Below are 19771 nucleotides of genomic sequence, written 5' to 3'. Positions count from 1 at the left end.
ATGCTCGATCAGGCTCAACGCGTCCTCAAGGACATCTTCGGCTACGACAGTTTTCGTGGCCGCCAGGGTGCGATCATTGAGCGCGTGGCCAAGGGCGGTGATGCCCTGGTCCTGATGCCTACCGGCGGTGGCAAGTCGTTGTGCTTCCAGGTGCCGGCGTTGTTGCGCAACGGGCTGGCAGTGGTGGTGTCACCCCTGATCGCGTTGATGGACGACCAGGTTGCGACCCTGGAAGAACTTGGCGTCGCTGCCGCCGCCTTGAACTCCACCCTCAGTGCCGAGCAGCAACGCGACCTGGCCGCGCGGATCAAGCGCGGTGAAGTGAAGATGCTTTACCTGGCACCTGAGCGCCTGGTGCAGCCGCGCATGCTGGCGTTTTTGCAGAGCCTGGAAATTGCCCTGTTCGCCATCGACGAAGCCCACTGCGTATCGCAATGGGGGCACGATTTCCGCCGCGAATATTTGCAGCTCGGTCAACTGGCGGAGCTGTTCCCGGACGTCCCACGCATCGCCCTGACCGCCACGGCCGACAAGCGCACCCGTGAAGAAATCGTCGAGCGCCTGCACCTGCAGAACGCCGAGCGGTTCCTGTCGAGTTTCGACCGGCCGAATATTTTCTACCGCATCGTGCCCAAGGAGCAGCCGCGCAAGCAGTTGCTGGCGTTCCTCTCCGAGCGGCGCAGCGATGCGGGCATTGTCTATTGCCTGTCGCGCAAGAAGGTCGATGAAGTGGCCGCGTTCCTCTGCGAGCAGGGCTACCCGGCGCTGCCGTACCACGCCGGCCTGCCCAACGAAACGCGCGCTGCCCACCAGAAGCGCTTCCTCAACGAGGAAGGCCTGATCATGGTGGCCACCATCGCGTTCGGCATGGGCATCGACAAATCCAACGTGCGCTTCGTGGCCCATATGGACCTGCCCAAGTCCCTTGAGGCCTATTACCAGGAGACCGGGCGTGCCGGCCGTGATGGCCTGCCGGCGGATGCCTGGATGGTCTACGGCCTGCAGGACGTGGTGATGCTCAAGCAGATGCTGCAGAACTCCGAAGGCGATGAGCGCCACAAGCGCCTGGAGCAGCACAAGCTCGACGCGATGCTCTCGTTGTGTGAAGAGACCCGCTGCCGCCGCCAGACCTTGCTGGCCTACTTCGACGAGGACATGCCGCAACCGTGCGGCCACTGTGATAACTGCATCGATGGTGTACAGACCTGGGACGCCACCGAGCCCGCGCGCCAGGCGCTGTCGACGATCTACCGTACCGGCCAGCGTTATGGCGTCGGTCATCTGGTGGATGTATTGCTGGGCAAGGACAACGAAAAAGTACGCAGCTTCGGCCACGAGAAACTCTCGGTCTACGGCGTCGGCAAGGCCCGTGCCGAGGGCGAGTGGCGTTCGCTGTTCCGGCAGATGGTCGCGCGCGGCCTGGTGGACATCGACATCGAAGGGTATGGCGGCCTGCGTCTGAACGACAGCTGCCGGCCGCTGCTCAAGGGCGAGGTGAGCCTGGAGCTGCGCCGCGACCTCAAGCCGCAAACCACCGCCAAGACCAGCACCAGCCAGGCCAGCCAGCTTGTACGGGGCGAGGAGCGCGAACAGTGGGAAGCCCTGCGTACCCTGCGACGCAAACTGGCCCAGGAACACAGCGTGCCGCCGTACGTTATTTTCCCCGACTCCACCTTGCTGGAAATGCTGCGCGAGCAGCCCACCACCATGGCCGAAATGGCCCGGGTCAGCGGCGTCGGTGCGCGTAAGCTGGAGCGCTACGGCCAGGCATTCCTCGAAGTGCTCGGTGGCCAGGCCGAAGCGCCGAAGGAAATCGCCGATATTCGCCATGAACTGATCAGCCTGGCGCGCGCCGGCATGACCCCGATCCAGATCGCCGGCCAGTTGCAATGCACGGAGAAAAACGTCTACACCTTGCTGGCCGAAGCCATCGGCAAGCAGCAGTTGTCATTGGAGCAGGCCCTTGATTTGCCGGAAGATTTGCTCGGCGAAATCCAGGATGCATTCCTGGACGGAGAAGGCGAATTGCCACCGGTTGCGGAGATTGCACCGCTGTTTACCGGGCGTGTTCCTGAAGGGGTTTTGTACTGCGTGCGGGCCGCTTTGCAGTCTGAATTCGAAATTTAGTGTGCCAATTACGACAATGTAACGAATCAGTACATAGCAAGTCTTGCCTAGTGACATGGCTCATGCTTAGCTGACTAATAATTAGCCATACTTTATTTTCAGTCTAAACCATGAGTTTTTTATGCCGTTAACCGATCAACACCGTTTTGGCATGCAGCTGGCGCAAATGTCCCGAGGTTGGCGCGCCGAGCTCGACCGCCGTTTGGCCGGGCTGGGCCTGTCCCAGGCGCGCTGGCTGGTGCTGCTGCACCTGGCCCGTTTTGAAGAGGCCCCCACCCAGCGTGAGTTGGCGCAAAGCGTCGGCGTAGAAGGGCCGACCCTGGCCCGGTTGCTCGACAGCCTCGAAGGCCAGGGCCTGGTGCAACGCCAGGCCGTGGTGGAGGACCGTCGCGCCAAGCGCATCCTGCTGTGTGACACCGCCAAGCCGTTGATCGAGCAGATCGAGACGATCGCCACGGCGTTGCGTCACGAGCTGTTTGTGGGCATTGACGAAGAAGATATGCGTGTCTGCATGCGGGTGCATGGGCACATCCTGGCGAACCTGGAAAAGTCCTGATCCGAGCCCCGTAGCAAGGGTTATTAGAAGGTTTGCCCGAGGTTCAGGTACACCGCCTTCTGATTATCATCGTTGAACCCATAGCTGAAATTCAGCGGTCCCAGCGGCGTATCAAACCCGAGGAAAATACTCGCGGCGTTGATATAGCCGCTGTCGAATTCATTGTCGTTGTTCCACGCCCGGCCGCGTTCCAGGGACGCGCCCAGGTACAGCGGGAAATCCAGCGGCAGGTAGGAGCGCGGTGTCAGCCGGCGGTAGTACACCGCGCGCATCAGGCTGATGTTCTGCCCGGAAATCGCATCCTGGCGGAAGCCCGACAACTGCCGCGCACCGCCCAGCAGGAAGCTGGAAATCACCACGTCCGAATCATCCAGGGTACGCCCGTAGCGCCCGCCCAGTACCAGCGTGTCCGGACCGTGGCTCATGGCCTTGTCCAGCTTGAACTCCCATTGTCGATAGCGCTGGTCCGAGCCCAACCCAGGTTCGAATTCGCGAAACGCCAGGCCAATGTCCTCGCCGCTGTGGGGGAAGTACACGTTATCCAGGGAGTCGAAGGAATACTTCAGTTCATAGAAGCCTTCGCTGAAGCTCACACTTGGCAGGTCGCGGTCGCCGATGCGCACATCCGCCTTGCCCCAGGCCTCTCCGACACCGAAGCGGATCTCGCCGCTGTTGCCGATCTGCCGCCCCACGTTGAGGCCGAAGCCGTAGCGTTCCAGGCGGTATTCGGAGATGGGGTCGTTGTCCAGGATCAGCTCGACGTTCTGTGCCTGGGCGCTGATATACGGCGCGACAAAGTAGCGCGAACCGGTATCCATCGGCTGGTAGAACTCGCTGTAAAGCTCCTGCCGATCACCGATCTGCACCCGCGTCAGCCACTCGGCGCCCAGGCGATTGATGCCGTTCATGCGGTAGCTGGCGCCGAGGTTGAAGGCGCTGTCGCCGCGCATATCGTCCGACAGGTTCAGGCCCAGGCGCAGGTAGTCGGTGCCGCTGCGTTTGCCGCGCGCGCTGATCACCAGGGTGTTGTCCTGGCCCTTTTTTACCACGCGGTATTGCACCTGCTCGAAGTAATCCAGGCCATACAGGGTGCCCATGTCGGTCTGCAGGCGGCCAAGTTCCAGCGGTTGGCCCAGCGGTTGGCGGATGTAATAGCGGATCACGTCGTCGCTGACCTTCGAGTCGTTCTCCACCTTGATCGCTGTGATCACCGGGGTGCGTTCGCCCGGAGTGCGCGCGGCCACCAGTTGTGGGTCGATCGGCTCGGCGGGGCGCAAATGGGCCAGGCGAACGTCGAGGGCGCGGGTGGCGCGGTAGCCGGCATCGATCATGTCCTTGGCGCGGCCGAAATCCGTCACGCCATAGGCGGCCAGCGGCGGCTGGATCAGGACGTCCCTGGGCTGCAGGGCCTTGAGTTGTTCTTCGGAGTTGCGCCGGGTCATCAGGGTGATGGACTGGTTGAGCACGTCCACCACCGTTGCCAGTTGCTTGCGTGAACGCAACGGGGTGCCGATGTCGACCACGATGGCGATGTCCACGCCCATCTCACGCGCCACATCCAGTGGGATGTTATCGGTCATGCCGCCATCCACCAGCAGGCGGCCATCCAGTTCCACCGGCGCGAACACGGCCGGGATCGACATGCTGGCGCGGATAACCTGGGGCAGGTGGCCCTTGCTGAACACCACTTTCTCGCCGGTGGTGATGTCGGTGGCCACGGCGCGAAAGGGGATCGGCAGCTTGTCGAAATTACGCGTGTTGCTGGTGTGGGCGAACATGCTTTCCAGCAGCAGCGCCAGGTTCTGGCCCTGGATCACGCCAAGGGGCAGGCCGAGGCTGCCGTCATCGCGGAAGCTGAGTTTCTGCTTGACCAGGAAATCCCGGTCATCCTGCTTGCGTCGAAACGGCACGTCTTCCCGTGGCGGTGCGTCGGACAGCGCCTGTTGCCAGTCGATGCCCAGGGCCAGTTTTTCCAGCTCATCGATCTTGTAGCCCGAGGCATACAGCCCGCCAATCACCGCGCCCATGCTGGTGCCGGCAATCGCGTCGATGTGAATACCCTGCTCCTCGAGGGCCTTGAGCACGCCGATATGGGCCAGGCCTCGGGCGGCACCGCCGGACAGCACCAGGCCGATTTTGAGGCGGGGCGTTTCTACGGCGTCGGCAAGAAGCGGGAGCAGGCACAGGAACAGGCAGGACAACAGGCGGCGCATCATGAATCTCGAGGCTGGGCGATAAAGGCCGGTATTATAGCCATCCGATCCGCCGAGCCCGTTACGCCAGGAGCCTCTCAAATTATGTCGTTGAGCAAACCCGAGATTGTCATCACCTATTGCACCCAGTGCCAGTGGCTGCTGCGCGCCGCGTGGCTGGCGCAGGAGTTGTTGAGTACGTTTGCCGATGACCTCGGCCGGGTGGCGCTGGAGCCGGCCACCGGCGGTGCGTTTCGGATCACCTGCGACGGCGTGCAGATCTGGGAGCGCAAGGTGGACGGCGGCTTCCCCGAAGCCAAGGTGCTCAAGCAACGGGTGCGCGACCAGATCGACCCACAACGGGACCTGGGCCACAACGACCGTACGCCATGAAGGTCACCGCCACAGCCGGGCGGTGACCCCTTGGTGCGCCGCTATTTGGCGGCCATCTTGCTTTTGATGAAGCCCACGACCCAGGTCAGCACCAGGCCGCCGACACCGCCGCCGACGATGTTGCTGCCCACCGCCGCCACATCCAGGGCTTCGCCGCCGGAGGTGCCCGTGAGTGCCGCGACAACCTGGCCCAGCACCAGCCCACCGATACCGCCAAGCATGGTATTGAGGCCGGTCCCCAGGCTCTGTTTGGTCATGCCGGCCAAATTGCCACCGACGGCACCGCTGATGATCTGTACCAACAAGCTGATGAACATTTCCATGATGAAACCCCTGCATCGCGTTGATGGAGTGACCACTCGCGTGCAGCAACTTCAGGAAACGCCATGGCTGTCGTCGAGGAGTCTGTATCCGTTGAACGACGGCTGACTGTTGCGGATGTTTAAAGTATAGATCAGGCCGTTGCAGCGGGCTGCTTGGCCTGGCTGGCGCTGCCCATCAGCCCGGAAAGCACGATGGCGACGATGATCAACGCGCCGCCCAGCAGCATGCGCAGGGTCGGGGTTTCGGCAAACAGCAGCCAGGCCACGGTGATGCCGTAGACCGGCTCCATGGCGAACACCACCGAGGCGGTGCGCGCCTTGATCACCGCGAGGCTGGCGACAAACAGGCTGTGGGCCAGGCCGGTGCAGAACACCCCAAGCAGGCCGATCCACAACCAATCCAGCGCACGCACATCCGCCAAACCCGGCGCAGCCACGGGCAGCAGGCACACCGCGACCACCACGTTCTGGCACAGCGCCGCCTGCACGGCGGGGATGCGTCCGGAGCTGGCGCGGTTATTCAGCGACAACAATGAGAACAGCAAACCCGAGACAATCCCCCACAGCAGGCCGCCCGTGGCTTCGCTGGCGAGATTGAAGTCCGGCGTCACCAGCACCAGGCCAACGGTGACCAGGGCCACCAGCACGATTTCATTGGCGCGGATACGCTCGCGGAAGATCAGCCCTTCGAGGATCACGGTAAACGCCGGGAATGCGGTGAACCCCAACGTGGCGACGGCCACGCCGGCGACTTTGACCGCAATGAAGAACGTCACCCAATGTGCCGCCAGCAACACGCCGCTGACCAGCAGGCGGCGCCAGTCCTGCAGCGCCAGGGTTTTCCAGGGGGCGTTGCTGGCGAAGCGCGCAAACACTGCGAGGGCGATCACGGCAAACGCGGCGCGCCCGAACACGATGATGGCCGGGGAGGCGGCCGCCAGCTTACCGAATACGCCGGTGAGGCCAAACATCAGTGCGCCGATATGCAGGGCGCCGAGGGCTGAGCGGGGAGTCATTGCGATCCTTGAACCAACGGGAGTGACAGGTTCGCAGTCTAGAGGGTACAGGTGTGTGCGTCTGTCGTGGGACTCGCGATTTTTAGCGCAAGGCTCGCCCTATAGGGCGCGCCGCAACGCGCCGGGAGAGGCGCCGAATTCACGCAGCATAGCGGCGGCAAAAGCACTTTGTGAGGTGTAGCCCACCCGTTGGGCGATTTCACCGATGGGCAGCGGCGTCTCGCGCAGCAGGTTCAGGGCCAGTTGCAGGCGCCGACTGCGGATGTAATCCATGGGCGTCTGCCCGCATTCGGCGATAAAGCGCGCATGCAGGCGCGCCACCGACAGGCCGGCGATACGCGCCAGGTCGGCGACCTGCAACGGATGGGCAACGTGTCGCTCGATATGTGCATTGAATGCCGCATACGGCAGGCGGCGGCCCGGCAGCTGCGGGGCCTGCGGATGATTGAGGCTGGCCAGCAACAGCACCGCACCCTGTTGGACGATCAGTGGATCATCCACAGGGCTGTGCGCCAGCCATTGCACCAGTTGGTGCTGCCGGGCATCCAGGGCCAGGCGTGCCGGTTGATCGAGCAGACGGCGGCTGGCGTCGGCGTGTTCGCCCAGGGATTGCAGGAGCCAATGCTCCGTGGGCACATCCAGCACCAGGCAGCGGCTGCCATCGCGACTGCCACAGGCGTGGTGGGCGGAGAAGGGCAGCACCATCACGCTGCTTTCGCGCACCTGGCTGCCACGGCCGTCGACTTCCAGGTCCAGGTGGCCGGACAGGCCGAACACCAACTGCGCATGGTCATGGCTGTGGGCGATGGGCGCTTCGAGGTAGTGGCGTAGCGTGAGCGACGGTCTCATCGCGGTCTCCTGGGCGGCAGGCCGCCAGTCTACAACGCTTCGCGGCCGGCGGGCGCTGTCATCGGACTGACGCACGACTGTCATGGGCTATTAATCGCCAGGGCGCAAGCTCGCGAAAACAGCGTCGAGGGATGCCCATGACCAGTGCCGAGTTCACCAAGCCCAGCCGCAAGCAGCGGGTTCGTACCCTGTGGATTTCCGACGTGCACCTGGGCACCCGGGATTGCCAGGCCGAACACCTGTCGCAGTTCCTCAAGGGCTACCACGCCGATAAGGTCTACCTGGTGGGCGATATCATCGACGGCTGGAAAATGCGCGGCGGCATGTATTGGCCCCAGGCCCACACCAACGTGATCCGTCGCCTGCTGACCATGGCCAAGCGCGGGACCGAAGTGATCTACGTGACCGGCAACCACGACGAGTTCCTGCGCCGCTACTCCAAGCTGATCCTGGGCAATATCCAGTTGGTGGATGAGGCGGTGCATGTGACGGCTGACGGTCGTCATCTGCTGGTGATCCACGGCGATCAGTTCGATGTGATCACTCGCTACCACCGTTGGCTGGCGTTCCTGGGCGACTCGGCCTACGAGTTCACCCTCACCTTGAACCGCTGGTTGAACCACTGGCGCGCCCGCTACGGCTATGGCTACTGGTCTTTGTCGGCGTACCTGAAACACAAGGTCAAAACCGCCGTGAGCTTTATCAGCGATTTTGAAGAGGCCATCGCCCACGAAGTGACCCGGCGCGAGTTGCATGGCGTGGTGTGCGGGCATATCCACCATGCGGAGATTCGCAAGGTGGGCGAGGTGGATTACCTCAACTGCGGGGATTGGGTGGAGTCGTGCACGGCGTTGATCGAGCACTGGGATGGGAGCATCGAGTTGTATCGCTTGGCGGATGCCCAGGCGAAAGAAGCGCTGCTGAAAGCCGAGATGGTCGCCAGCTGAGGGGTGTGCTCGGTCAAAATGTGGGAGGGAGTAAGCCCCCTCCCACATTTTCAGTCCTGGTTTCGTCAGTGGGAGACGTCGGCGATGGCTTCGGCCAGAAGCGTCAGGCGTGTCGCATCGATCCCCGCCACGTTAGCCCGTCCCGAACTGACCATGTACACGCTGTGCTTCTCGCGCAGTTGCTTGACCTGCTCGGCACTCAAGCCGGTGTAGGAAAACATCCCGCGTTGCGCCCCGATGTGCGCAAACTGCTCCGCCAGACCATGGGGCGCCAACGCCTCCACCAGTCCGGAACGCAACTGCGCGATTCGCGCACGCATGGCTTCGACTTCCTCGCTCCACTGCTTTTTCAGTTCGGCATCACCGAGGATAGTCGCGACCACCGCCGCACCATGGTCCGGTGGCGTCGACCACAGGTTGCGCGCAGTGTTCGCCAGCTGGCTGCGTACATCCTTCAGCTTCTCGGCGTCCGCCGCACACACGATCAGCGCGCCGACACGGTCGCGGTACAGGCCGAAGTTCTTCGAGCACGAACTGGTGATCAATACTTCCGGCAGTTCAGCCGCCAACAAGCGCACCGCCCAGGCGTCCTGCTCCAGGCCGTCGCCAAAGCCCTGGTAGGCGAAGTCGATCAGCGGCAGCAACTGGCGCTCACGCACGATGTGCAGCACCTGGCGCCAGTCATCCTGGGACAGGTCGAAGCCGGTCGGGTTATGGCAGCAGGCGTGCAGCAAGACCACGTCGCCCTTGGGCACGGTGGAGAGGGTTGCCAGCATCGCCACCACATCCAGGCGGTTGTCCGCGCCCACGTAGGGGTAATGGCTGACCTTGAGCCCGGCCTTGGCAAAGATGGTTTCGTGAATCGGCCAGGTCGGGTCGCTCAGCCACACGCCACGGCCGGGCAGGTTGTGGGCGATAAAGTCGGCGCTCAGGCGCAGGGCCCCGGTGCCGCCTGGGGTTTGAGTGGCGCCGGCACGGTGTTCGCGCAGCAGGGCGGAGTCGGCGCCCAGCACCAGTTCGCTGATCAGGCTGCCGAACGCTGCATCGCCGTGGCCGCCGATATAGGTCTTGGTGGCCTGGTTGTCGACCAGGCGCTGCTCGGCGCGCTTTACCGACTGGGGAATCGGCGTCAGGCCCTGGTCGTCCTTATAGACGCCCACGCCAAGGTCGAACTTGTTCGGGTTGGCGTCCTGGGCATACAGGTCCATCAAGCCGAGGATCGGGTCGCCGGGCACGCGGCCTATGGCATCGAAATGCATTACTTGCGGCCCTCGGCGTCCTTGGCCACTTCGTCGGTGCGCGCGGCCATGATGAAGTCGTTGCGGTGCAGGCCCTTGATGGAGTGGCTCCACCAGGTCACGGTGACCTTGCCCCATTCAGTGAGCAGGCCTGGGTGATGGCCTTCGGCTTCGGAGATTTCACCCATGGCGTTGGTAAAGGCCAGGGCGAACTTGAAGTTCTTGAACAGGAAAACCTTTTCCAGCTGCATCACGCCATCGCGCACTTCGATGTTCCAGTCGGGGATCTGCTTGAGCAGCACCGGCAGTTCTTCATCGCTGACTTGCGGGGCATCGGCGCGGCAGGCTTCGCAGTGGGCTTGGTTCAAGGTGGTCATGTGATGGTGTCCTGAATTCGAGTGTTTAAAAACGGTCGTCAGTGGCGTCACCCTAAAGCAACGCGGGGCCGGGGAACAGACTCACCTGGCCTTAAAAGCCACGGTTCACGCGGCCTTGGTTTTTGGCGGGAATTTCGGCGCATGCAACCCAAGCTGCATGCCGCGCTCGACCATGCCCATGATGTCTTCCTGCGCCACTTCGAACAGGCGCTTGAGGTTGGGCAGCACGAAATACAGCGGTTGCAGGATGTCGATGCGATACGGCGTGCGCATCGCTTCCAGCGGGTCGAAGGCTTGATGTTCAGGCTGGTCGGACAGGCAGTAAACACTTTCCTTGGGCGACGACAAAATCCCGCCACCGTAGATGCGCCGACCGTCGGGGGTGTCCACCAGGCCGAACTCGATGGTCATCCAGTACAGGCGCGCCAGGTACACCCGTTGCTCCTTGCTGGCCGCCAGGCCGAGCTTGCCGTAGGTGTGGGTGAATTCGGCGAACCAGGGGTTGGTCAGCAGCGGGCAATGGCCAAAGATCTCGTGGAAAATATCCGGTTCCTGCAGGTAGTCCAGTTCTTCGCGGGTACGAATAAAGGTCGCCACCGGAAACTGCTTGTTGGCGAGCAATTCGAAGAAGGTCTGGAAGGGGATCAGCGCCGGCACGCGGGCAACTTGCCAGCCGGTGGTCGCGGCCAGCACCTGGTTGATTTCACCCAGCTGCGGGATGCGATCCAGGGGCAGGCCGAGCTTGTCGATGCCGTCCAGGTATTCCTGGCAGGCGCGGCCCTCGATCACTTTCAATTGGCGGGTGATCAGGGTGTTCCACACCGCGTGCTCTTCCGCCGGGTAGTGGATAAAACCTTGCGCATCGGGCTCGCGGGCCACGTAGTGCGTCTGCTTCATACGGCTCTCCTGCTAGGCATTCGTTCTTGTTATGTCCTCGGATGAGCCTATTGATACTCCGTGCGGGGCAAGATTCCATCGGCTTCAAAAGCGCTCATGTAGGAAAATTTACCGATTTTCGTAAAGTATTCGTTACGCTTGCTTGGCTCAATACGGTATTGGGCTGGGAAAAGCCCCTAAGCTGTCACATAATCTTGACGACTATCTGCGCCCAGCGACAAAAAGACGCGGCGCCTACCCACTTTTCGAGCCTTTTCATGCGTATCAAAGTGCACTGCCAGAACCGCATCGGCATCCTGCGGGACATCCTCAACCTGTTGGTGGAGTACGGCGTCAACGTCGCCAAGGGTGAGGTGGGCGGCGAGCATGGCAACGCCATTTACCTGTTCTGTCCGAACCTGGTGAACATGCAATTCCAGGCGCTGCGCCCGCAGTTCGAGGCGATTGCCGGGGTGTTTGGCGTCAAAAGGGTAGGGCTGATGCCCAGTGAGCGTCGGCATATGGAACTCAATGCGCTGCTCGGTGCGCTTGAGTTTCCGGTGTTGTCCATCGACATGGGCGGCTCCATCGTCGCCGCCAACCGTGCGGCCGCGCAGTTGCTCGGGGTGCGGGTGGACGAGGTGCCGGGCATTCCGCTGTCGCGCTACGCCGAGGATTTCGACTTGCCGGAACTGGTGCGCGCGAGTAAATCGCGGATCAATGGCCTGCGGGTGAAGGTCAAGGGTGACGTGTTCCTGGCGGATATAGCACCGCTGCAATCCTCCGAGCATGACGACAGCGAAGCCATGGCCGGTGCCGTGCTGACCCTGCACCGTGCCGACCGCGTGGGCGAGCGTATCTACAATGTGCGCAAACAGGAACTGCGCGGTTTCGACAGTATTTTCCAAAGCTCCAAGGTCATGGCCGCCGTGGTGCGTGAAGCCCGGCGCATGGCGCCGTTGGATGCGCCTCTATTAATAGAAGGCGAAACCGGCACCGGCAAAGAGTTGTTGGCGCGTGCTTGCCATCTGGCCAGCCCGCGCGGGCAATCGCCGTTGATGGCGCTGAACTGCGCCGGGTTGCCCGAGTCGATGGCCGAGACCGAATTGTTCGGCTACGGCCCCGGCGCGTTTGAAGGCGCGCGGGCCGAGGGCAAGCTCGGGCTGCTGGAGCTGACGGCCGGCGGTACGTTGTTTCTCGATGGCGTCGGGGAAATGAGCGCGCGCTTGCAGGTGAAATTGCTGCGCTTCCTGCAGGACGGCTGCTTTCGGCGCGTGGGCAGTGACGAAGAGGTGTACCTGGATGTGCGGGTGATCTGCGCCACCCAGGTGGACCTCTCCGAACTCTGCGCCCGTGGTGAATTCCGCCAGGACCTCTATCACCGCCTCAACGTGCTGTCCTTGCATATCCCGCCCCTGCGCGAATGCCTCGACGGCCTTGCGCCCCTGGTCGAGCACTTTCTCGACCAGGCCAGCCGGCAGATCGGCTGCCCGCTGCCGAGGCTGGCGCCTGCCGCCATGGACAAGCTCAGCCACTACCACTGGCCGGGGAATGTACGGCAGCTGGAAAACGTGCTGTTCCAGGCGGTATCGCTGTGTGACGGCGGGACGGTCAAGGTCGAACACATCCGCCTGCCGGACTACGGCGTGCGCCAACCCCTTGGCGACTTTTCCTTGGAGGGCGGTTTGGAGGCAATCGTCGGGCGCTTCGAGAAGGCGGTGCTGGAGAGCCTGTATGCCGAGCATCCCAGCAGCCGGCAGTTGGGGAAACGCCTGGGGGTGTCGCACACCACCATTGCCAATAAGTTGCGCGATTACGAAATCCTCAAGGCGGACAAATAACCAACTGCGCCCCCGCATTGGTTCTCTGTCACCCGTAAGACGGGTACTTGCCGTAAGCGGCATAAGTCCGCCGTTTTTTCGACTATCTCCTGTCCTTCAAATCCTGCTGCCTGCCCGCAAACCCCCGCCCCGCCTGGGCTTTCCCCTGTTTTTAAAAGTTGGTTCGCAAATTGCTTAAGCCTCATCAGTACAGCGGTGGGCGGCAAGCCTGCGTCAGAAAGAGGAAAGAGCGTGGACAAGTACCTTTATGTGGCAATGACCGGCGCCAGCCAGAATGCACTGGCGCAGAAGGCCCATGCCAACAACTTGGCGAACATTTCCACCAACGGTTTCCAACGGGACCTGGAACAGGCGCGTTCGATGCCGGTGTTCGGTGACAGCTTTCCGGCGCGTGCGTTTGCCATGACCGAACGTCCCGCGACCGACTTCAGCCCTGGCGCGATGATCGAGACCGGTCGCGACCTGGATGTGGCGGTGAACGGCAATGGCTGGATGGCGGTGCAAACCCCCGATGGCGGTGAAGCCTACGTGCGCAGTGCCAGCATGAACGTCGATGCGCTGGGTGTGCTGCGCGCCGGCAACGGCATGCCGATCATGGGCAACGGTGGCCCGATCGCCGTACCGCCGCAGCAGAAAGTCGAAGTGGGCGCCGACGGCACCATCAGCATCCGCGCCATGGGCGAAGGCCCGCGGGTGATGGCTGAAGTGGACCGCATCAAGCTGGTCCAGCCCGATCTCAAGAATATGAATAAAGGCCTGGATGGCACCATCCATACCAAGGATGGCCAGCCGGCCGTGGCCGATGCGAACGTCACGCTGACCTCGGGTTTCCTGCAGGCGAGCAACGTCAACGCGGTTGAAGAAATGACCGCGGTCCTGGCGCTTTCCAAGCAGTTCGAGTTGCACATCAAGATGATGAACAGCGCCAAGGAAGACGACCAGGCCATGACTCGCGTCATGCAGATGAGCTGATAGCCGCGTCACTGACTGAATACTAATTTTGCAGCGCAGCGCCAACAAACAGGCGCACGAAGGAGAACAGCATGCTTCCGGCTCTATGGGTTGCCAAAACAGGCCTGTCCGCCCAGGACACCAACCTGACCACCATTTCCAACAACTTGGCCAACGTGTCGACCACGGGTTTCAAACGTGACCGCGCCGAGTTCCAGGACTTGCTCTATCAGATCAAGCGCCAGCCAGGCGCCCAGTCGACCCAGGACAGCGAATTGCCGTCGGGTCTGCAACTGGGTACCGGTGTGAAGATCGTCGGCACCCAGAAGAACTTCAACGCCGGTAACCTGCAACAGACCGGGCAGCCGCTGGACATGGCCATCAACGGCAAAGGGTTCTTCCAGATCCTGCAGCCGGATGGGACCACTTCCTACACCCGTGACGGTACCTTCCACCTGGACTCCAATGGCCAGATCGTGACAGCCAACGGTTTTGCCCTGGAACCGGCTATCGTCGTGCCGAACAACGCCCAGACCTTCACCGTCGGCAACGACGGCACCGTGTCGATCACCGTGGCCGGTAACCCGGCGTCGCAAGTGATCGGCAACCTGCAAACCGCCGACTTCATCAACCCGGCCGGCCTGCAGGCGATGGGTAATAACCTGTTCCTGGAAACCGCTTCCAGCGGCGCGCCGCAAATCGGCACCCCTGGCCTGAACGGTTTCGGCACCACGCTGCAAAGCACCCTGGAAACCTCCAACGTCAGCACCGTTGAAGAGATGGTCAACATGATCACCACTCAACGCGCCTACGAGATGAACTCCAAGGTGATTTCCACCGCCGACCAGATGCTTTCGTTCGTAACGCAGAATCTGTAATCAAGTCTATGGGGCGCTCCTGAGAGCGCCTGCAACACCGTGAGGTAAGGGTCATGAATCGCTATGTTTCCGTTCTGGCATTGAGTGGGATTACCGTGCTCGCGGGCTGTGTCGCCCCGACGCCAAAACCCAATGACCCGTACTACGCGCCGGTGTTGCCGCGCACGCCGTTGCCGGCGGCGGCCAACAATGGTTCGATCTACCAGGCCGGTTTCGAACAGAACCTGTACAGCGACCGCAAGGCGTTCCGCGTGGGTGACATCATCACCATCACCCTGAATGAGAGAACGACGGCCAGCAAGAACGCCAACTCCCAGGTGGACAAGACCAGCACCAACAGCATTGGGCTGAGCTCGTTGTTTGGTGCCGTACCGAATACCAACAACCCGCTGGGCAGCGGCGACTTGAGCCTCAACGCAGGGTACAGCGGCAACCGTGCCACCAACGGCAAGAGCGCCGCAGGGCAGGGCAATAGCCTCACCGGCTCGATCACCGTGACTGTCGCGGATGTGTTGCCCAACGGCATCATCGCCGTACGCGGTGAAAAGTGGATGACCCTCAATACCGGTGATGAGTTGGTGCGTATTGCCGGGATGGTGCGGGCCGATGACATTGCGACTGACAACACTGTGCCCTCGACGCGCATTGCCGATGCACGCATTACCTACTCGGGTACGGGTTCGTTCGCTGATGCGAGTCAGCCGGGCTGGTTCGACCGTTTCTTCCTTAGCCCGCTGTTCCCTTTCTAGGTGGCCACTTTGAAACTCAAACAGCTGATGGCGGCGGCACTCCTGCTGAGTCTGAGCGCAGTCGCCCAGGCCGAACGCCTGAAAGACATCGCCAGCATCTCTGGCGTGCGTTCCAACCAGTTGATCGGCTACGGTCTGGTGGTGGGGCTCAACGGTACGGGCGACCAGACCACCCAGACCCCGTTCACCCTGCAGACCTTCAACAATATGCTCTCGCAGTTCGGCATCAAGGTGCCGGCGGGTTCGGGCAACGTGCAGTTGAAGAACGTCGCGGCGGTGTCGATCAGTGCCGACTTGCCGGCGTTTTCCAAGCCGGGCCAGGTGGTCGACATCACCGTGTCGTCCATCGGTAACTCCAAAAGCCTGCGGGGCGGCACCCTGCTGATGACGCCGCTGAAAGGGATCGACGGCAACGTCTACGCCATCGCCCAGGGCAACCTGGTGGTGGGCGGGTTTGACGCCGAAGGTCGCGATGGTTCGAAGATCACCGTCAACGTACCGTCGGCCGGGCGTATCCCGGGTGGCGCTACGGTTGAGCGTACGGTGCCGAGCGGTTTCAACCAGGGCAACAGCCTGACCTTGAACCTCAACCGTTCGGACTTCACCACGGCCAAGCGCGTAGTCGACAAGATCAACGACATGCTCGGCCCTGGCGTGGCCCAGGCTATCGACGGCGGCTCGATTCGCGTCACCGCGCCGCTGGATCCCAGCCAGCGTGTGGACTACCTGTCGATCCTGGAAAACCTCGAAGTCGATCCGGGCCAAGCGGTGGCCAAGGTCATCATCAATTCGCGCACCGGTACCATCGTGATCGGCCAGAACGTCAAGGTCTCGCCGGCGGCGGTGACCCACGGCAGCCTGACCGTGACCATCACCGAAGACCCGATCGTCAGCCAGCCTGGGCCGTTGTCCAATGGCCAGACGGCGGTGGTGCCACGCTCGCGAGTGAATGCCCAGCAAGAAGCCAAGCCGATGTTCAAGTTCGGCCCGGGCACGACCCTGGATGAGATTGTACGTGCGGTGAACCAGGTGGGCGCAGCGCCAGGCGACTTGATGGCGATCCTCGAAGCGTTGAAGCAGGCCGGCGCGTTGCAAGCCGACCTGATCGTGATTTAAGGCCATGGCCATGGACATGCGTAACAGCGGCCTGACCAGCACGGCGGATTCGGGTTCGTATTCCGACTTGAATCGCCTGAACCAACTGAAGGTCGGCGACAAGAACAGCGAAGGCAACATGCGCAAGGTGGCGCAGGAATTCGAGTCGCTGTTCTTGAGCGAGATGCTCAAGTCCATGCGCTCGGCCACCGAGGCCCTGGGCAAGGACAACCCGATGAACACCCCGGCCGCCAAGCAGTACCAGGAAATGTACGACCAGCAACTGGCGGTTTCCATGTCCCGCGAAGGCGGCGGCATCGGCCTGGCCGATGTGCTGATGCGCCAGATGCAGAAGAACAAGCCGGTGGACGCCCAGGCGGCCACCTTGCAGGGCCCGGCGGCGGCCGAGGCGGTCAAGAAAGTCGATGTGCCGACGCAAATTGCCGCCGGCACCCAGGCCGAGGGCCCACTGGGGCGTTCCAATGGCCAGCGTCCACTGTGGGCCTATCGCGTGGCGGAGCCCCAGGCGGGCGCTGCAGCGGCCCACAGCAACGACATCGCACTGATGAACCAGCGCCGTATCGCCTTGCCGAGCAAGCTGACCGATCGCCTGCTCGCCGGTATCGTGCCGAGCACCGACACCACCACCGTTGCCCAGGCGGCGCCGCTGCGTAACAGCGCGGCCGCCGACAATGTGGTCAACAGCACCGCGCGCACGTTTGCCGTGCCGAGCGGGCGCATGCAGGTCTACGGCCGCGCCGTGGCCCAGCCGCCATTGGCACCGGTGAAGAAGGCGTTCAGCTCCCAGGATGAGTTTGTCGCGACCATGTTGCCGATGGCCAAGGCGGCCGCCGCGCGTATCGGTGTCGATCCGAAGTACCTGGTGGCCCAGGCCGCCCTGGAAACCGGTTGGGGCAAGTCGGTGATGCGCGCCGAAGATGGCAGCAGCAGCCATAACCTGTTCGGCATCAAGGCCGGCCAGAGCTGGCAGGGCGGCCAGGCCCGTGCGATCACCAGCGAGTTTCGTGATGGGGCGATGGTCAAGGAAACGGCGCAGTTCCGTTCCTACGCCTCCTATCAGGACAGCTTCCATGATCTCGTGACATTGCTGCAAAGCAATGATCGCTATAAAGAAGTTGTGAAATCGGCCGATAACCCCGAACAGTTTGTACGCGAGTTGCAAAAAGCCGGGTACGCCACGGACCCGGCCTACGCCAGCAAGATTTCGCAGATCGCAAAAACCATGAACAGTTACCAGAATTACGCTGCCGCGGGCGCGACCACTCATTTATAAGGTCTGAACCATGAGTTTGCTCAATATCGGGATGTCGGGGCTTAACGCCGCTCAAGGATCGTTGTCGGTCTTGAGTAACAACATCGCCAACGCCAATACCGCGGGCTATTCGCGTCAGCAGACCACCCAGAGCGCAAATGCGTCGAACCAGTATGGCGGCGTGTTCATCGGCAGCGGTACCACCCTGGCCGACGTGCGTCGGGTGTACAACGAATACCTGGACACCGCCTACCAGAACAGCACCTCGCTCAACAGCGATGCCAAGGCTTACCTGGATCAGGTCAGTGCCGTCGACAAGACCTTGTCGGACAAGACCACTGGCATGTCGGCGGTACTCAGTTCGTTCTTCGCTGCTGTGCAGACCGCCTCGGCGAACCCCAACGATACCTCGGCCCGCCAGATCCTGCTCACGAACGCCCAGACGCTGAGCAACCGGTTCAACTCCATTTCCAGCCAGTTGAGCCAGCAGAAAGAGACCATTAACAGCCAGTTGTCCTCGATGAGCGATCAGGTCAACCAACTGACTTCGTCGATTGCCTCTCTCAACAAGCAGATCGCCCAGGTGCAGGGTTCGTCGAACACCACCCCGGCCAACCTGCTGGACTCGCGCGCCGAAGCCGTGCGCTCGCTCAATGAGCTGATCGGTGTGACCGCCACTGAGAAGAACGGTGTGTTCAGCGTCAGCACCGGTAGCGGCCAATCCCTGGTGCTGGGTGATAAGTCCAATACCATTTCCGCCGTACCGAGCAAGAGCGACACCAGCCAGTACACGATCCAGCTCAATGCGGCCGGCGGTACGACGATGGACCTGGGTAACGTGATCAGCGGCGGCAGCATCGGCGGCCTGTTGCGCTATCGCAGCGATGCGTTGATTCCTGCGATCAATGATCTGGGGCGCATCGCGATTGCCACCGCCGATACGGTCAACAGCCAGTTGGGCCAGGGCCTGGACCTCAATGGCGAGTTCGGCGCCTCGATGTTCACCGACATCAACAACGCAGCCTCGGTTGCCCTGCGTAGCCTGGCTGCCCAAGGCAACCTGGGCGACGGCGCCCTGGGCGTGACGATCAAGGACACCACTCAGCTGACCAACTTCGATTACAAGGTCAGCTTCAACGACGGTACCGACCTCAACAAGGTCACGGTACTGCGTTCCGACGGCAAGGCCATGGGTACCTATGACCTCAGTGCCACGCCGCCTCCGGTCATCGATGGGTTCACCCTGGCGGTCAAGAGCGGTGCGGTGCAGGCCGGTGACAGCTTCAAGGTCAGCCCCACCGCCAACGGCGCCAAGGAAATCGGCACGGTCCTCAGCGACCCCAGCAAGATTGCCTTTGCCGCGCCGTTGCAGGGCGAGGCCAGCAAGACCAACCAGGGCACCGGCACCTTCACGCCGCCGACGCTCACCGTGCCCCTGGACATACAGGGTGGTGCCGATACGGCACAACTGCGTACCGGCATCGAATACTCGATGCCGGTGAAGATGGTTTTCGGTAAACCGGCGGCCGATGGCACCCAGCCTTATACGCTGAGTAACGCCCAGGGCGATCCCATCGGTTCCGGCACCATCATTCCGGGACAGGCCAATAAGATCAGCATCAGCGTGCCGATGCGTGATGCCAGCGGTGCCTTGGTGTCGCCAGCCAAGAGCTTCAGTTTCGACACCACGGTGGGCGGTTCGCCGGCCAACGGCGACGGCACCTCGTTCTCGTTCAATGCCACTGGCAAGTCCGACAATCGCAACGCCCAGGCACTGCTCGACCTGCAGACCAAGGCAACCGTGGGCCTGGCGGCCGATGGCAGCGGCGGCACCAGCCTGGTGGGTGCCAACAGCAAGCTGGTCTCCACCGTCGGCGCCAAGGCCGCTTCGGCCGGCACTGACAACACCGCCACCGGTGCGCTGCTGACCGCCAACAAGAACGCGCGCAACTCCGTATCCCAGGTGAACCTGGATGAAGAGGCGGGCGACATGATCAAGTTCCAGCAGTACTACACGGCGTCGTCGCAGATCATCAAGGCTGCGCAAGAAACCTTCAGCACGCTGATCAATAGTCTTTAAGGGAGTCTGG

The 19771-nt window shown here is 62.2% G+C and carries 18 protein-coding genes; 11 read left to right on the top strand and 7 right to left on the bottom strand.

The window, feature by feature from the left end; genetic code table 11:
• Positions 1-2127 carry a DNA helicase RecQ gene (gene recQ / locus NIBR502773_RS06935; protein ID WP_065946836.1) on the top strand — a complete coding sequence of 709 codons (2127 nt, stop codon included), beginning with the start codon at positions 1-3 and terminating at the stop codon, positions 2125-2127.
• 121 nt (positions 2128-2248) lie between these two features.
• A complete protein-coding gene (locus NIBR502773_RS06930) occupies positions 2249-2683 on the top strand; it encodes a MarR family transcriptional regulator (protein WP_027603824.1) in 435 nt (144 codons plus the stop codon).
• A 23-nt stretch (positions 2684-2706) separates the two neighbouring features.
• On the opposite strand, the gene NIBR502773_RS06925 is transcribed toward NIBR502773_RS06930, so the two are convergent.
• Positions 2707-4896 (bottom strand): patatin-like phospholipase family protein, encoded by a 2190-nt coding sequence (locus NIBR502773_RS06925; RefSeq protein WP_141155708.1) that lies wholly within the window; start codon positions 4894-4896, stop codon positions 2707-2709.
• An 84-nt stretch (positions 4897-4980) separates the two neighbouring features.
• Between NIBR502773_RS06925 and NIBR502773_RS06920 the strand changes: the two genes are divergently transcribed.
• Positions 4981-5268: a SelT/SelW/SelH family protein gene (locus NIBR502773_RS06920; RefSeq protein WP_065940580.1), complete on the top strand. Its 288-nt coding sequence runs from the start codon at positions 4981-4983 to the stop codon at positions 5266-5268.
• A gap of 41 nt (positions 5269-5309) precedes the next feature.
• Here the strand turns inward: NIBR502773_RS06920 and NIBR502773_RS06915 are convergent, their stop codons facing one another.
• The 3 genes from NIBR502773_RS06915 to NIBR502773_RS06905 form a co-directional block, all read right to left on the bottom strand.
• Positions 5310-5591 carry a hypothetical protein gene (locus NIBR502773_RS06915; RefSeq protein WP_115486749.1) on the bottom strand — a complete coding sequence of 94 codons (282 nt, stop codon included), beginning with the start codon at positions 5589-5591 and terminating at the stop codon, positions 5310-5312.
• 131 nt (positions 5592-5722) lie between these two features.
• On the bottom strand, positions 5723-6607 hold the full coding sequence (locus tag NIBR502773_RS06910) for a DMT family transporter (protein ID WP_115486750.1): 885 nt from the start codon (positions 6605-6607) through the stop codon (positions 5723-5725).
• A gap of 99 nt (positions 6608-6706) precedes the next feature.
• Positions 6707-7456 carry an AraC family transcriptional regulator gene (locus NIBR502773_RS06905; RefSeq protein ID WP_141155707.1) on the bottom strand — a complete coding sequence of 250 codons (750 nt, stop codon included), beginning with the start codon at positions 7454-7456 and terminating at the stop codon, positions 6707-6709.
• Between the two features lie 137 nt (positions 7457-7593).
• Between NIBR502773_RS06905 and NIBR502773_RS06900 the strand changes: the two genes are divergently transcribed.
• Positions 7594-8403 (top strand): UDP-2,3-diacylglucosamine diphosphatase, encoded by an 810-nt coding sequence (locus NIBR502773_RS06900; RefSeq protein ID WP_027603830.1) that lies wholly within the window; start codon positions 7594-7596, stop codon positions 8401-8403.
• 65 nt (positions 8404-8468) lie between these two features.
• Here the strand turns inward: NIBR502773_RS06900 and NIBR502773_RS06895 are convergent, their stop codons facing one another.
• The 3 genes from NIBR502773_RS06895 to phhA form a co-directional block, all read right to left on the bottom strand.
• A complete protein-coding gene (locus NIBR502773_RS06895; protein ID WP_141155706.1) occupies positions 8469-9662 on the bottom strand; it encodes an amino acid aminotransferase in 1194 nt (397 codons plus the stop codon).
• Entirely contained in the window at positions 9662-10018 is a 357-nt protein-coding gene (locus tag NIBR502773_RS06890; RefSeq protein WP_010208721.1) for a 4a-hydroxytetrahydrobiopterin dehydratase, read from the bottom strand. Before NIBR502773_RS06890 ends, NIBR502773_RS06895 begins: the two co-directional genes overlap by 1 nt.
• 105 nt (positions 10019-10123) lie before the next feature.
• Complete coding sequence (gene phhA / locus NIBR502773_RS06885; RefSeq protein WP_141155705.1) at positions 10124-10915, bottom strand: phenylalanine 4-monooxygenase; 792 nt, start codon at positions 10913-10915, stop codon at positions 10124-10126.
• Positions 10916-11172: 257 nt separating this feature from the next.
• Here phhA and NIBR502773_RS06880 point away from each other — a divergent pair, with 257 nt between their 5' ends.
• The 7 genes from NIBR502773_RS06880 to flgK all read left to right on the top strand — a co-directional run bounded on the left by NIBR502773_RS06880 (position 11173) and on the right by flgK (position 19761).
• Positions 11173-12735, top strand: coding sequence for a sigma-54-dependent transcriptional regulator (locus NIBR502773_RS06880; protein ID WP_065946832.1), 1563 nt, complete (start codon positions 11173-11175; stop codon positions 12733-12735).
• Positions 12736-12966: 231 nt separating this feature from the next.
• Positions 12967-13707 carry a flagellar basal body rod protein FlgF gene (locus NIBR502773_RS06875; protein WP_065940574.1) on the top strand — a complete coding sequence of 247 codons (741 nt, stop codon included), beginning with the start codon at positions 12967-12969 and terminating at the stop codon, positions 13705-13707.
• A gap of 71 nt (positions 13708-13778) precedes the next feature.
• The gene (gene flgG / locus NIBR502773_RS06870; protein ID WP_027603835.1) at positions 13779-14564 is read left to right on the top strand and encodes a flagellar basal-body rod protein FlgG; all 786 of its coding nucleotides are present in this window, start codon (positions 13779-13781) and stop codon (positions 14562-14564) included.
• Between the two features lie 53 nt (positions 14565-14617).
• Positions 14618-15313 carry a flagellar basal body L-ring protein FlgH gene (flgH, locus tag NIBR502773_RS06865; RefSeq protein WP_141155704.1) on the top strand — a complete coding sequence of 232 codons (696 nt, stop codon included), beginning with the start codon at positions 14618-14620 and terminating at the stop codon, positions 15311-15313.
• A 27-nt stretch (positions 15314-15340) separates the two neighbouring features.
• The gene (locus NIBR502773_RS06860; RefSeq protein ID WP_033901075.1) at positions 15341-16429 is read left to right on the top strand and encodes a flagellar basal body P-ring protein FlgI; all 1089 of its coding nucleotides are present in this window, start codon (positions 15341-15343) and stop codon (positions 16427-16429) included.
• 4 nt (positions 16430-16433) lie between these two features.
• Complete coding sequence (flgJ, locus tag NIBR502773_RS06855) at positions 16434-17702, top strand: flagellar assembly peptidoglycan hydrolase FlgJ (protein ID WP_027603838.1); 1269 nt, start codon at positions 16434-16436, stop codon at positions 17700-17702.
• 10 nt (positions 17703-17712) lie between these two features.
• Positions 17713-19761 carry a flagellar hook-associated protein FlgK gene (gene flgK / locus NIBR502773_RS06850; RefSeq protein ID WP_141155703.1) on the top strand — a complete coding sequence of 683 codons (2049 nt, stop codon included), beginning with the start codon at positions 17713-17715 and terminating at the stop codon, positions 19759-19761.
• Positions 19762-19771: the final 10 nt, after the last annotated feature.

Origin of the sequence: Pseudomonas sp. NIBRBAC000502773, from assembly GCF_006517195.1 — a bacterium.
Lineage (GTDB): Bacteria > Pseudomonadota > Gammaproteobacteria > Pseudomonadales > Pseudomonadaceae > Aquipseudomonas > Aquipseudomonas marginalis.
The sequence above is the reverse complement of the archived record's forward strand: the minus strand, read 5'-3'. Positions and strand labels throughout refer to the sequence as shown.